This is a genomic window from Photorhabdus viridis, from assembly GCF_040256935.1.
Lineage (GTDB): Bacteria > Pseudomonadota > Gammaproteobacteria > Enterobacterales > Enterobacteriaceae > Photorhabdus > Photorhabdus viridis.
Genome location: NZ_JBEJZY010000025.1, coordinates 38974 through 52447 on the forward strand (window position 1 = coordinate 38974; position 13474 = coordinate 52447).

Below are 13474 nucleotides of genomic sequence, written 5' to 3' on the forward strand. Positions count from 1 at the left end.
ATACGCTAAAGAGCTAGCAGTGATGATAGCTAACAAACAGCACTGACAGCAAGCTTATTGCTGCTCGTGTGTTTTGGTGCAAACTTTACAGCTTGATGATACAGAGGCACTCATTACATCTCTTGCTGACTGAGACCAGTTTTGCCGACAACCCGCTTAAATTGCAGGACACAGGGTCTGAGGGCCTACGGTAATCCACTCACAATGTACAGTAAGAATGAGATTTGCGTCTGAAAAACTGATTGGCATTCAATACCGTACGTTTAATACCACTTCTGATGTATTTGCGGGCTGATCCTCAGCAGTTGTTACGGTGGTGAGAGCGTTGATGAATGTATGCTTAATTCAATGTTTTTACTGAGTCGTCAGAAGTGAAATGTCCACTTCTCGCTCAAAGCAGATGTCATGTCCCTCAAGCATGGCATCCTTCGTGTCAGAAACAACCTTCAGAACCTTATTCCATTTGTTGCGATAATAAACGCCTTGTGCAATATTGAACAAAATGACTCATATATGACAATTGGTTCAATGGGGAGCGTACGGCTATTATGAATAAATTGTACGAACTAAAACATTTCGTGAAAGGCGATAGGATTCATGTTCAGGCTCAACAAATCTGGCTAATTCTCGTCAGCCATATTGAAAGTTCCAAACTCAGTAACCCTCGCCCACGATGGGTGCAACCTATCACATACAGTGAAGTCGCTTCCCGCATGAAACGTGAGGAGCCGAATGCTGGTTTTTTTCTTTCGAGACAATTGGGCATCTTAGGTAATTTGTGTCTTGAAAATGGCTTACCGCCCATCAACTGCATTGTTGTCAATAAAAGTACTCGTGTACCGGGAAGTGAAGTCGTGTTGACAGGTGATAATTCGCTTGATGACGATCAGAAGGCAGTGTTCAGTTATGACTGGTTTAGTGTAAGAGTTCCTACAACAGGAATGCTGCGTAGCGTCTGGGAAGACAGGGCTAACTGGAAATAATATTCGCCATACCGAAGCACTTTGGTGTGCTTCGGATAACCTGTACACCACGTCCTTTCAGCCACTGCACATCAGCAGAGAAATCAACCAGAATCTGATTGACATCTGAACCGCATACGCCGGTACTGCAGCACATTGCCGGGTCAAACACCGTTAACGTTTTCATTCTGAATACTTCATATTCGAAAAATCATTTATGTTCAGGCAAATTTTCAAATACAAACAGCCTCACCGCTACCAGAGCAGTTTATCGATGCCAGCTTATGAGCGATGGCCTGTATGTTGTCCTGTTGGCTTAACCAAGCTTGCTCAATCACCTGAGCGACCCAGGAAGGAATATGCGGGGATAAGCGGTAGTGAACCCACTTGCCCTGTTTGCGATCCAGCAAAAGTCCACTTTCCCGGAGCATTGCAAGATGGCGGGAGATCTTGGGCTGTGACTGATCCAACGCCGTGCAAAGATCGCACACGCATAGCTCTCCCATCTCCCTGAGCAGCAACACGATGCCTAGACGGGTTTCATCGGAGATGATTTTTAAAGAGTTGTAAGGAAGTTAGTAGCATCTGTCCTCCGGTTGGTTTAATAACAGGATGCTCTGTAGGTCTAAAATCGCAACAATACATTCGAAAAATCATATATAACTGTTGTTGTGGAATTTTTTTATCCTGATATCAGTAACTTGCTTAACTTATTGATATTCATATTTTTATACAATTCCCTAAAGGATGTAACCCCATTCTGATATGCAAATAAAATCTTCAGGGATTCAAGAAATGTTGATAGAACGAACTTCTTATGGCGTCACGCCGATGCTAAACTGAACTAAATGTTTTATTTGTATGGGTATGTTCAGGGGAAAAAGATGGCTAACGGTAAGGTTCTCAGACAGCTTATAAAAGCTGGAGCGACAGGTGATGTCGCGGCCTTCCGTCGTGTTTCGGAAGTGATCATTGAAGAAGAACGACAAAAACAACATCATCTTCTTGCCAATGACCTTGAACATATTCTTTATGGTGATCACGCGATACAAACCTCTCGAGTGCCCGCTGCACCTCCAGTGCCAGTGGACAAAGAGCGAGGCTTGCCTTTGCTAGATATTAGACAGCCAAGTCGTTCTTTAGATGAAATCGTACTACCTGAATCAAGTTCAGATGCTGTCGAAGAGATACTTGAAGAAAATCGTAGAGCTGATGTGTTACGCACTTACGGAATGAAAGCTATCAGCAAAGTTATTTTTTTTGGTCCTCCTGGGTGCGGTAAAACTCTTGCTGCAGAAGTAGTGGCTTGTGAATTGGATATGCCGTTGGCCATCGTCAGGCTTGATACTCTGGTTTCTTCATATCTTGGTGAAACTGCTGCTAACTTACGCCAAATATTTGATTTTATCTCTCAATACCCAATGGTTGTACTCTTCGATGAGTTTGATGCTATAGGTAAAGAACGTGGGGATAGTGGGGATCATGGTGAGTTAAGACGAGTTGTGAATGCTGTTTTACAAATGATGGATGCATACCAAGGAAAAAGCTTAATTCTTGCAGCAACAAACCATGAACATATCCTGGATAGTGCTATTTGGAGGCGTTTTGACGATGCTATCGAGTTTCCACTACCCGATAAACATCAGTTGTCAGAATTGATGAAACTCAAACTTCGTGGTATTCGCCGCCAGTTTGAGCTTGAAGACGATGAGGTTCTCTCACTATTCATTGGAAAAAGTGGTGCTGATTTAGAACGGATTGTAAGACGTGCAATCAAGAGAATGATTTTACGTAGCCAAGAGTTTTTGACTCTCAAAGATCTTAAGAATGCACTTTTACGGGAAAATATAAACAAAACTCGTCAGGGATAATAAATGACGGAACAATATCAACATCTTAGTATTGCTAAAGAATCTCTTCAGAACCCTAGACGCACACGCCAGTTCAAAATTCCGAGAACACAGCGTGCTGACTTGCGCTTACATGGACGCATTTTGTCTGAGCAATTACGAAGTATTACACAATTAGCTAATCCACAAATTCCAGGAAAGGATAATGATGGTTGGTATATGCTGAAGTTACAGTATACCGGGATGTTAGATATTGCTCATATGGTATAGGCATGGAATAGAGTTCGTCAGTCAAGAAGATAAAACAATATGTATTGCCTTTGCTGATGAACGAGGAATCGCTCTTTTTGAGGAACACCTTTCACAGCTTGGTCACGCTCATATAACCTACCAGCAAATTTTAACCGCATTGGATAGCGTTGATGTTTGGACTAATGAGGATCGCAAAAGCTGGTCAGTGAAACAGTATGGGTTTCCTGATTCAGATTCCTTCGGTCTAGATGTTGAGCTATGGCCGGTAGAAACGACACACCATCCTTCTCGAGATCGGATCTGCGGAGAATTTGAAAACTGGCTCCGTGAAAATATGATTCATCGCTTGGATAGAATTAATCTTGATAGTTTGCTGATGTACCGGGTAAGAGTAAATTTAGAGCAAGCTGAAAAACTGCTTGAGCACCGTGATGTTCGAATGGTGGACCGTCTTCCTGTCAGTGGAATCTCGTATGAGAAACTGAACAAAGATATCAATTTTATCCCCGAATATATCCCATCTCCATTACCTAATGCCGTAAAAGTTTGCATCCTTGATAGTGGAATTAATACCGCACATTCATTATTGCGTAGTGCAATAGCTGAGAGTGCCTGCTTCGTGGAAAATGAAGATGAATCTGACCATTTTGGACATGGTACTGCTGTTGCAGGTATTGCCCTATATGGTGATGTTGAGGCTTGCGATGCTAGTAATTTCTGGCAACCGTCAATGTGGTTATATAATGGCAAAATTCTTAATGCCCAAGGGGAATTTGATACTGCTACGATTGAAACAACTTTGACCGAAGCAGTAGAATATTTCGTTGGTCTAGGATGTCGTATTTTTAACTTATCACTTGGCAATGCAAATGCGCCTTACGATGGAAAGCACATCCGAGGTATTGCTTATGTGCTTGATGTGCTGGCGAGGCGTCACAATATTCTTTTCGTAGTTTCCGCAGGTAATTTTAATGGTAGCAGCGACCCTGATGTTCCAGCAGAAAGTTGGCGGGCAGAGTATCCCAGCTATTTAATCCACGATAGCTCAGTTATTATTGATCCAGCGCCCGCACTCAATGTTCTAACGGCAGGAAGTTATGCAAGGCATAATGCAACACTTGACGCTCAACGTCGTGCTGATGAAATTAGCCATTTAAGCCCTGCTGGTGAATATCAACCTTCGCCATTCACGCGGCATGGACCTTCTGTGAAAGGTGCATTTAAACCAGAAATAGTTGCGCACGGTGGAAACTTTGCGGCACCTATGCGTAATGCTGGAGGTCAATGGCGACAACATGCCAGAGGACTTGGTGTGCTAAGCTGCCACCATCAATTCCAAGGAAGTACACTTTTCTCTGAACAAAGTGGAACTAGTTTTTCTGCACCTTATATCACGCACCTCGCTGCACGTTTACTCAATGAATATCCAGATATGTCTGCTAATATGTTGCGAGCTATGCTTGTCAATCACGCTGCGCTGACACCTCAGATGGAGAATACATTCTCAGAAGAGGTTACAGAAAATTATAAATCTGAACCTTCAACCCGAAATCGTAGTGTTATTCGAGATGTCGTTGGATATGGAGTTGTTGAGGAAGATGGTTTATATCGCTCGTCCGAGGAAGTAGTTGTTATGATGTGTGAAGAGCAAATCTCTGATGACACTCATCAATTCTTTGAGCTTCCATTACCTACATCTTTTTTAAGAACTCAGCGAGCAGTAAGAGAACTGCACATTACTTTAGCGTATTCACCAGTAGTCAGGACAACGCGATTAGATTATACAGCAACACAAATATCTTACAGGCTTGTTAAAGGTTCTTCGTTGCAAGATGTTCAGCAATACTTTAATCATGATATACAAGATGGTACTGATTCTAGGAATGACGATGCGGTAAACAATCGTTCTATTACTGCACAACAACGTGATCATGGTACAGTACAATCCTCTAGTTGGACTTTTAAGCAAAGGTCTCCAGATGAAAAGTGGTTTGTGGTTGTAACTAGAAATGATCGTGAGTGGGGCACCCCACTTAATAGCCAACATGAACCTTATGCATTAGTTGTTACTGCAACGGACAGAGAAAACGCTGAAGCTAATCTTTATGCCGAAATTGAGGCACGAATTCGTGAGCAGGAGCGTTCCAGGGTTCGGGTAAGTTAAATATAAAGTATTTAGCTTTTAAGCTAGGTGGAAAAAAAAGATTCTCAATCTCTATTATAAGAATGCTAATAGGGGTTGAGAATCTTTATACTGCTGAATTTTCACACACCTCGAGAGACTAAACTTTCTACATAATCTGCATACTTCTGCATCATTTCTCTCCGCCCCTCCAAATACTGAGCATGGTTGTAAGTCCCACGTATCGCATTCTTATCCACATGCGCAAGCTGCGTTTCTATCCATGCTGAGTTAAAGCCTTTTTCATGAAGGATAGTACTCATCGTGTGGCGGAAACCATGCCCCGTCAGCCTTCCTTTATATCCCAATAGCTCTATCACCTGATTAACACTTTCCTTTGAGATCGGCTTCGTACGATCATTGCGCCCGACGAATACCAGGGGGTATAGCCCCGTAATAGGCTTTAGTGTCTCAAAAAGTGCGACAACCTGTTCCGACATCGGAACGATGTGTGGTCGTTTCATCTTCATCACTTCAGCAGGGATCTCCCAAAGCCGCTTTTCAAAATTGATATCCGCCCAGCGGGCAAAACGTAATTCCTGAGTTCGTACCCCTGTAAGCATGATGATTTGAGTCGCAGTCTTGGTAATAACGCTATCGGTGTAACTGGCAAGATCCCTAAGAAAGTGAGGGAGTTCTTCGGCAGTCAGGAATGGAAAATGTGTTTTCTTTGGTGTTGCGAGGGCTGTGGCGAGATCGGGTGCTGGATTGTATTCAGCGCGTCCGGTCACAATCGCATGACGGAATACTTCACCGCAGCGCTGTCTGACTTTGCGCATTTTTTCTAATGCACCACGCTTTTCCATACGACGAAGGGTTTCCAGCAATTCCATGGGCTTAATTTCAGCTATAGGGCGCTTACCGATGTAGGGGAAAATATCCTTTTCAAAGGTATCAATAATTTCATCGCGATAGCGTAATGACCAACGATCCGCTCTCAACTGATGCCATTCACGGGCAATAGCTTCGAAGGTATTTTCATAGTTAAGCTTTTGGGCAATTTTCTCTGCTTTCTTTACTTCACCGGGATCGCTTCCAGCAGACAGCAGCTTTTTCGCAGCATCACGCTTTTCGCGTGCTTGAGCGAGAGAAACCTCGGGATAAACGCCGAAAGCAAGACGCTTTTCTTTACCTGCGTAGCGATACTTTAAACGCCAGTAACGTGAGCCGTTGGTAGTTACTTCAAGGTAGAGGCCTCCACCATCAGATAGCTTATACGGCTTCTCTTTGGGTTTGGCTGTATCAATTTGTCTGACTGTTAGCTTCATTGGGGGCATCTCAAAATGGGGCTATAAATCATGCCCCCCATTATGCCCCCAGAATGCACTTGATTCTGGTAGAGACAGTAGACCTCGGGAGAACATAATCAGCTTTAATTGCGGGTATTATAGGGGATTTACTTGAGACAGTGGAGTTCAGAAGAGGCTAATTGGCGGAAGATCACAGGAGTCGAACCTGCCAGAGACCGCTGGCGGCCTCATCTGGATTTGAAGTCCAGCCGCCCCACCGGGGACGATGATCTTCCATATCAATACGAAAGAATTATGAAAACATGCCGATTATAGCGCGTGCTGTAAGGCTTCTGAATCGATCCGTGGAAACAATTCATCAATTTCCTAAAAAGTATTAAATTTTGTTGTTAAAAAACTCGATATTCGCGTTGAGTTTGCCGAATTTTACCTACATCTTATTAGCCGATATCCATTACGATACACGGCTCGTTCAACCATGTATCCCAAACACAAACAGGACCCTATATGACTAATCCGTTACTTGTTCCATCAGGTTTACCAAAATTTTCTTCTATTAAACCAGAACATGTTGTTCCTGCTGTAAAAGAAGTCATTGCAAATTACCGCCAAATTGTCGAAAAAATCCTAGCCGAGCATACCGTTTTTACCTGGGATAATCTGTGTCAGCCACTGGCTGAGGCAAATGATAAACAGTCACGTGCATGGTCGCCAGTCAATCATCTGAATTCGGTTAAAAACAGTCCGGAGCTGCGTGCAGTCTACGAAGAGAGTTTGCCATTACTGTCTGAATTCAGTACCTGGTTAGGTCAACATAAGGGCCTGTATCAAGCGTATAAGTCATTACATGAGAGTGCTGAGTTTGAGAAACTCTCTCAACCTCAACGCAAAGCTGTCGAAAATTCACTGCGCGATTTTAAACTGTCAGGTATCGGTCTGCCTGAGGCGAAACAGAAACGTTATGGCGAGATCAGTGCGCGTTTGTCAGATTTAAGTTCTCAATTCAGCAATAATGTGCTTGATGCCACTATGGGCTGGACCAAGTTAATTACTGATGTGGAAGATCTGTCTGGTCTGCCTGAAAGTGCGATTGCCGCAGCTAAAGCTCAGGCAGAAGCGAGAGGAAAAAAAGGCTGGCTGCTGACGTTGGAAGCGCCAAGTTATCAGCCGGTTATTACCTATGCAGAAGACCGTGAATTGCGTCGGGAAATTTATCACGCTTATCAAACTCGTGCTTCTGATCAAGGCCCAAATGCCGGTAAATGGGATAACAGCGAAGTGATGGCTGAACTCCTTGCATTACGTCATGAGCAGGCCCAATTGCTTGGCTTCAAAAATTATGCTGAACAATCTCTTGCAACCAAAATGGCAAAAACGCCTAAGGAAGTTTTGGATTTTCTGAATGATTTGACAAAACGCGCTCATCCACAAGGTGAAGAAGAAGTAGATGAGTTAAAATGTTTTGCGAAACGGCATCATTGCGCCTACGAGCTGGAAGCTTGGGATATGTCTTATTATGCTGAAAAACAAAAACAGCATAAGTTTTCTATTAATGACGAGCAGTTACGTCCTTATTTCCCTGAACAACGGGCTGTTGAAGGGTTATTTGAAGTTGTTCGCCGTATCTATGGCATTACAGCCAAAGAACGCCATGATGTAGAAACCTGGCACCCAGATGTTCGTTTCTTCGATCTATATGATGACAAAAATGAGCTGCACGGCAGTTTCTATATGGATCTCTATGCGCGCGAACATAAACGCGGCGGCGCCTGGATGGATGAATGTATCAGCAAGATGCGCCATTCCAATGGCGAACTGCAAAAGCCAGTCGCTTATCTGAACTGCAACTTCAACAAACCTGTTGGTGGTAAACCAGCCTTGTTCACCCACAGTGAAGTAAACACGCTGTTCCACGAGTTTGGTCACTGTCTGCACTTGATGCTGACCCAAATTGAAACTGCTGCTGTTTCCGGTACTAATGGCGTGCCATGGGATGCGGTTGAGATGCCAAGCCAGTTCATGGAAAATTGGTGCTGGAAACCAGAAGCACTGGCATTTATTTCTGGTCACTATGAAACTAAAGAGCCTCTGCCGCAATCTCTGCTGGATAATCTTTTAGCAGCGAAAAACTATCAAGCTGCAATGGCTATGCTGCGTCAGCTTGAGTTTGGTCAGTTCGATTTCCGCCTGCATGTTGAGTATGATCCAGCGAAAGGCGCTCAAATCATGCAAACCCTGAAGAAAGTGAAAAAATTGGTTTCCGTAGTACCTTCACCTAAATGGGCCCGTTTCCCTCACTCATTCAGTCATATCTTCTCCGGTGGTTATGCCGCAGGTTATTACAGCTATCTGTGGGCTGAAGTGCTGGCAGCTGATGCCTTCTCACGCTTTGAAGAAGAAGGGATTTTCAACCGCGAAACCGGGCAATCTTTCCTTGATAATCTTCTGTCCCGTGGTGGTTCAGAAGATCCAATGGAACTGTTCAAACGTTTCCGTGGCCGTGAACCTAAACTGGATGCAATGCTGCGTAGTTCTGGTATCAAGGGATAATCAAGGTGGGTATCTGTTTAATCTGTGAACAAGGCGCTGATAGCAGCGCCTTATCTCAACTGGCGGAACGTTGGCAACTGGCACATGACGAAAGCGCTGTCATGGCATTGGTTCTTACACCTCAACACCTCGAACTCCGCAAAAGGGATGAGCCCAAACTGGGCGGCATCTATGTGGATTTTGTATCAGGCACAATGGCACATCGCCGCCGCTTTGGCGGCGGACGAGGTGAAGCAGTTGCTAAAGCCGTAGGAATCAAAAAAGATTATCTGCCAACCATCGTGGATGCGACTGCTGGTCTGGGACGTGATGCCTTTGTACTAGCATCACTGGGTTGTCATGTAAGAATGCTGGAACGCCATCCTGTGGTCGCGGCATTGCTGGATGATGGGCTTCAACGTGGTTATCAGAATGAAGAAATCGGCAGCTGGTTGAGAGAACGCATGACATTGCTCCATGCCTCCAGCATTACAGCGCTGACCGATATTACACCGCAGCCTGATGTCGTTTATCTTGATCCTATGTATCCACATAAGCAGAAAAGCGCACTGGTGAAGAAAGAGATGCGGGTGTTTCAATCTTTGGTTGGTGCCGATGAAGATGCTGATAATTTGCTATCCCCTGCACGAGCTCTGGCAAAACGCCGTGTCGTGGTAAAGCGACCTGATTATGCAGAACCCTTAGCTGGAATAGCAGCATCAGCAGCTATCACCACAAAAAACCACCGTTTTGATATCTATCCTTGTTAAAACATCAGCCGCATATTGCGGCTGATCACGTTAATTTACAGGATCCCCTGAGAGAGCATAGCGTCAGCAACTTTTACAAATCCGGCAATATTCGCACCCTGAACATAATTGGTCTGTTTGCTCTCACCACCATACTCAACACAGGCGTGATGAATATCCAGCATGATGTGATGCAAACGTGCATCCACTTTCTCAGCCTTCCAGCCTAAACGTGCTGCGTTTTGCGCCATTTCCAAACCAGATGTTGCCACGCCGCCCGCGTTGGCTGCTTTACCTGGGGCGAATAGCACGCCTGCTTCAATAAAGGCTTCAGTCGCTGAAATGGTTGCTGGCATATTCGCGCCTTCAGCTACGGCTTTAACGCCATTCTTGATAAGGACCTTAGCCGCATCCAAATCCAACTCGTTCTGAGTAGCGCATGGTAAAGCGATATCAACTGGCACAGACCAAGGTTGTAACCCTTTCAGGAAAGTCAGCCCCCGCTTTTTGGCATATTCTTCCACTCGACCATAGTGCTGGTTTTTAATCTCTTCAAGATGAGCCAGTTTCTCCAGCGTGAAACCTTCTTCATCAACCACGGTGCCGCCGGAATCAGAAGCGGTAACTACTTTCGCCCCCAGCGCCATGCATTTCTCAATAGTATATTGTGCAACGTTACCGGCACCAGAAACCGATACCCGCATACCATCAAAGCTCATATCATGGCGTTTCAGCATGGCATTGGTGAAATAAACCAGACCATAACCGGTTGCTTCCGGGCGAATCAAACTGCCGCCGAAAGAGAGACCTTTGCCAGTAAATACACAAGCAGTGTTATTAGAGAGCTTTTTCATCATCCCTGACATAAAAGCCACTTCACGGCCACCCACACCAATATCCCCCGCAGGAACGTCGGTATCGGGCCCCAGATGGCGGTACAATTCTGTCATTAACGCCTGACAGAAACGCATCACTTCACCCTGACTTTTTCCTTTGGGATCAAAATCTGAGCCCCCTTTACCTCCACCCATCGGTAAAGTTGTCAGCGCATTTTTCAAAGTTTGTTCAAAGCCAAGGAATTTCAGAATAGAGAGATTCACCGATGGATGAAAACGCATACCACCTTTATACGGACCAATAGCTGAGTTGAACTGCACCCGCCATGCACGGTTTACCTGAACTTTACCTTGATCATCTACCCAGCAAACTCGAAACTGGATAACCCTTTCCGGCTCTACCATACGCTCCAGCAAGCTTTGTTCACGGTATTTCGGGTTTTGTTCAAGGAACGGCCAAAGAGAGGTGAATACTTCCCGAACAGCCTGAAGATATTCTGGTTGATATTCATCCCTGAGTTGAATCGATCCAAGAAATGAAGACAAAGATAGTAAACAGCTCATAGTTATTCCTTATTTCTACTTTGGTTGTAATGTCTCCTCAGCAATTTCCTAATTATTATTTTTGTCGAAAATGTGAGGTAAGTTGTGTTTGCCCTTTGAATATATCACTGTTCTATATTCATCTTTCAAGAAGTTTTTTTGCAGAAAGGTAAAAAAAATTTCTTGATTGCATCGGGCATAAACCAAATAACACCTCATTTCATCAAAAAAAACACCTGCATAAGCAGGCGTTTTTATCGAATAAGTTTTCAGTTCATGGCTATTCATCGTCACGCAGAGGAACAATCAGCATATCAACATGAATAGTGTTAATTAGCTGACGTGCGGAGGACATCAGTTTGCTCCAAAAATCCTGATGATGACCACAAACAACCAGATCTATGTCATATTTCTTAATCGCATCAACCAATACCTGAGCCAGATCACCGCTACCGCTCAGGGTTTCCTGAATGTCATAATCCGTACCTGCGGAGAGATCTTTCAACGCATTGCGCGTCTCGTCAGTAATGCGTTGCTGCATATCACCGAGATTAACATCAATCAAACCGGTATAGAGATCGGAATAGTTAACATCAACATGGATCAGGGAAACTTTGGCACTGTACGGCTTTGCCGTGGAAATGGCTTTTTGTACCAATACCTGACTTTCCGGAGATAAATCAACAGCAACAAGAATATGTTTATAAGCCATAAGCGAACTCCTTCCATAATGCCGATTAATGAGTTGGCAGGGCAAATTGCCACTATCCTGTGTTTATTACTAGAACATTCACCAAACAACATATACTACAATCGCTATTCCTTCCACTTAATGGACAACGAAACTCGCTGGACATTTAAAATCCGGATGTCCATCAAAAGCTACTCTCTCCTTACTCCAACCCCAATTCTTTTAGTTTCCGTGTAATGGTATTTCGTCCCCAACCCAACAGCCGTGCAGCATTCTGCTTATGTCCTTGGGTATGTTTAAGCGCACAGTTAAGTAAAGTACGTTCCAGCAATGGTAAGGCTTCAGATAGCAGATCCTGTTGACCTTTCTCCAACGCATTTGTTGCCCAGTGAGCGAGTAGCTGCGGCCAGTTTTCCGGTATTGTTGTTGCCAATGTTGTTATGCTGGTTTCAGGGGGATGAGTTTCAAATAATTCAGATGGCAAATCTTGGACCAATACTTCCTGACTTGCCGCCATTACAGTCAGCCAGCGGCAGATGTTTTCCAACTGGCGAACATTGCCCGGCCAGGATAAGCGCATTAAAGCAATTTCTGCGTCAGGGTGGAGAATTTTTGCTTCTACGCCCAGCTCTTTGGCAGTTTGTTGCAGGAAATGGCGAGTTAGACGAGGGATATCTTCCACTCTGTCACGCAAGGGAGGTAACTGCATACGAATAACATTCAGGCGATGATACAGATCTTCACGGAATTGGCTTTTTTCTACCAGGCGTTCAAGATCCTGGTGGGTTGCAGCAATAATCCTCACATCCACTTTCACGGGGGCATAGCCGCCAACCCGGTAAAACTGGCCTTCAGCCAATACCCGTAACAGGCGGGTCTGAATATCTAATGGCATGTCGCCAATTTCATCAAGAAATAGTGAACCGCGATTGGCCTGTTCAAATCGTCCATGACGTATTTGATTGGCGCCAGTAAAAGCCCCTTTCTCATGACCAAACAGCTCTGATTCAATGAGATCTTTGGGAATCGCTGCCATATTAAGTGCAATAAATGGCTCATTGGCTCTTGGACTGTGGCGGTGCAGAGCATGGGCCACCAGCTCTTTCCCTGTACCGGATTCGCCATTAATCAACACACTGATCGAAGAGCGGGAAAGGCGGCCGATAATGCGGTAAACATCTTGCATAGCAGGCGCTTCACCTATCATGTCAGAAACTGGTGTCATGACCTGCGGATTTCTCGCGGGTTGATTCTGTTCGCGGGAGTGGCTAAGTGCGCGTTCCAGCAGTGCGACGGCTTCATCAATATCAAAGGGTTTTGGTAAGTAATCAAAAGCGCCTTGTTGATAGGCACTGACTGCGGCATCCAGATCAGAGTGGGCTGTCATAATAATGACCGGCAGCAACGGGTGACTCTGCTTAATATTATTCAGCAGGTGTAAGCCGTTCATTCCCGGCATACGGATATCAGAAATCAGGACATCAGGTGTGTTTTGGGTCAGTGCAGTCAGTACACTGTCAGCCTCTGCGAAACTGATGCATTCCATCCCCGCGCTATTTAGTGCTCGTTCAAGTACCCAGCGGATGGAGTCGTCATCATCAACGATCCAGATTTTTCCTCGTTCCATAGC

General features: G+C 44.7%; 10 protein-coding genes, 1 tRNA gene and 2 pseudogenes. 6 read left to right on the plus strand and 7 right to left on the minus strand.

The annotated features are described in order from the left end of the window. Positions 1-548: 548 nt before the first annotated feature. Positions 549-983 (plus strand): hypothetical protein, encoded by a 435-nt coding sequence (locus ABR397_RS12360; protein ID WP_074439267.1) that lies wholly within the window; start codon positions 549-551, stop codon positions 981-983. 31 nt (positions 984-1014) lie between these two features. Here ABR397_RS12360 and ABR397_RS12365 read toward each other — a convergent pair. Continuing rightward, positions 1015-1149: pseudogene (locus ABR397_RS12365) on the minus strand (arsenic metallochaperone ArsD family protein); the annotation flags it as partial. A 46-nt stretch (positions 1150-1195) separates the two neighbouring features. Further along, positions 1196-1547 (minus strand): annotated as a pseudogene (gene arsR, locus ABR397_RS12370) (As(III)-sensing metalloregulatory transcriptional repressor ArsR). Positions 1548-1846: 299 nt separating this feature from the next. Between arsR and ABR397_RS12375 the strand changes: the two are divergent. The 3 genes from ABR397_RS12375 to ABR397_RS12385 are packed head-to-tail and all read left to right on the plus strand — an operon-like array spanning position 1847 to position 5228. After that, positions 1847-2833, plus strand: a complete 987-nt coding sequence (locus ABR397_RS12375) for an AAA family ATPase (RefSeq protein ID WP_032294507.1) — start codon at positions 1847-1849, stop codon at positions 2831-2833. A gap of 3 nt (positions 2834-2836) precedes the next feature. Next, positions 2837-3082: a hypothetical protein gene (locus ABR397_RS12380; RefSeq protein WP_350306005.1), complete on the plus strand. Its 246-nt coding sequence runs from the start codon at positions 2837-2839 to the stop codon at positions 3080-3082. Beyond that, a complete protein-coding gene (locus ABR397_RS12385; protein ID WP_350306006.1) occupies positions 3066-5228 on the plus strand; it encodes a S8 family peptidase in 2163 nt (720 codons plus the stop codon). Before ABR397_RS12380 ends, ABR397_RS12385 begins: the two co-directional genes overlap by 17 nt. Before the next feature lie 101 nt (positions 5229-5329). Here the strand turns inward: ABR397_RS12385 and ABR397_RS12390 are convergent, their stop codons facing one another. Then, the gene (locus ABR397_RS12390) at positions 5330-6514 is read right to left on the minus strand and encodes a tyrosine-type recombinase/integrase (RefSeq protein WP_350306007.1); all 1185 of its coding nucleotides are present in this window, start codon (positions 6512-6514) and stop codon (positions 5330-5332) included. A 162-nt stretch (positions 6515-6676) separates the two neighbouring features. Next, a tRNA-Sec gene (locus tag ABR397_RS12395) sits at positions 6677-6771 on the minus strand. A gap of 232 nt (positions 6772-7003) precedes the next feature. Here ABR397_RS12395 and prlC point away from each other — a divergent pair. Together prlC and rsmJ are read left to right on the plus strand one after the other, a co-directional pair. Next, entirely contained in the window at positions 7004-9046 is a 2043-nt protein-coding gene (prlC, locus tag ABR397_RS12400; RefSeq protein WP_350306008.1) for an oligopeptidase A, read from the plus strand. A 5-nt stretch (positions 9047-9051) separates the two neighbouring features. Then, positions 9052-9795 carry a 16S rRNA (guanine(1516)-N(2))-methyltransferase RsmJ gene (gene rsmJ / locus ABR397_RS12405; RefSeq protein WP_350306009.1) on the plus strand — a complete coding sequence of 248 codons (744 nt, stop codon included), beginning with the start codon at positions 9052-9054 and terminating at the stop codon, positions 9793-9795. Positions 9796-9830: 35 nt separating this feature from the next. Here the strand turns inward: rsmJ and gdhA are convergent, their stop codons facing one another. The 3 genes from gdhA to glnG all read right to left on the minus strand — a co-directional run bounded on the left by gdhA (position 9831) and on the right by glnG (position 13471). Further along, entirely contained in the window at positions 9831-11174 is a 1344-nt protein-coding gene (gdhA, locus tag ABR397_RS12410; protein WP_350306010.1) for an NADP-specific glutamate dehydrogenase, read from the minus strand. Between the two features lie 259 nt (positions 11175-11433). After that, entirely contained in the window at positions 11434-11865 is a 432-nt protein-coding gene (uspA, locus tag ABR397_RS12415) for a universal stress protein UspA (protein ID WP_350306011.1), read from the minus strand. Positions 11866-12046: 181 nt separating this feature from the next. After that, complete coding sequence (glnG, locus tag ABR397_RS12420; protein WP_350306012.1) at positions 12047-13471, minus strand: nitrogen regulation protein NR(I); 1425 nt, start codon at positions 13469-13471, stop codon at positions 12047-12049. Positions 13472-13474 lie beyond the last annotated feature (3 nt).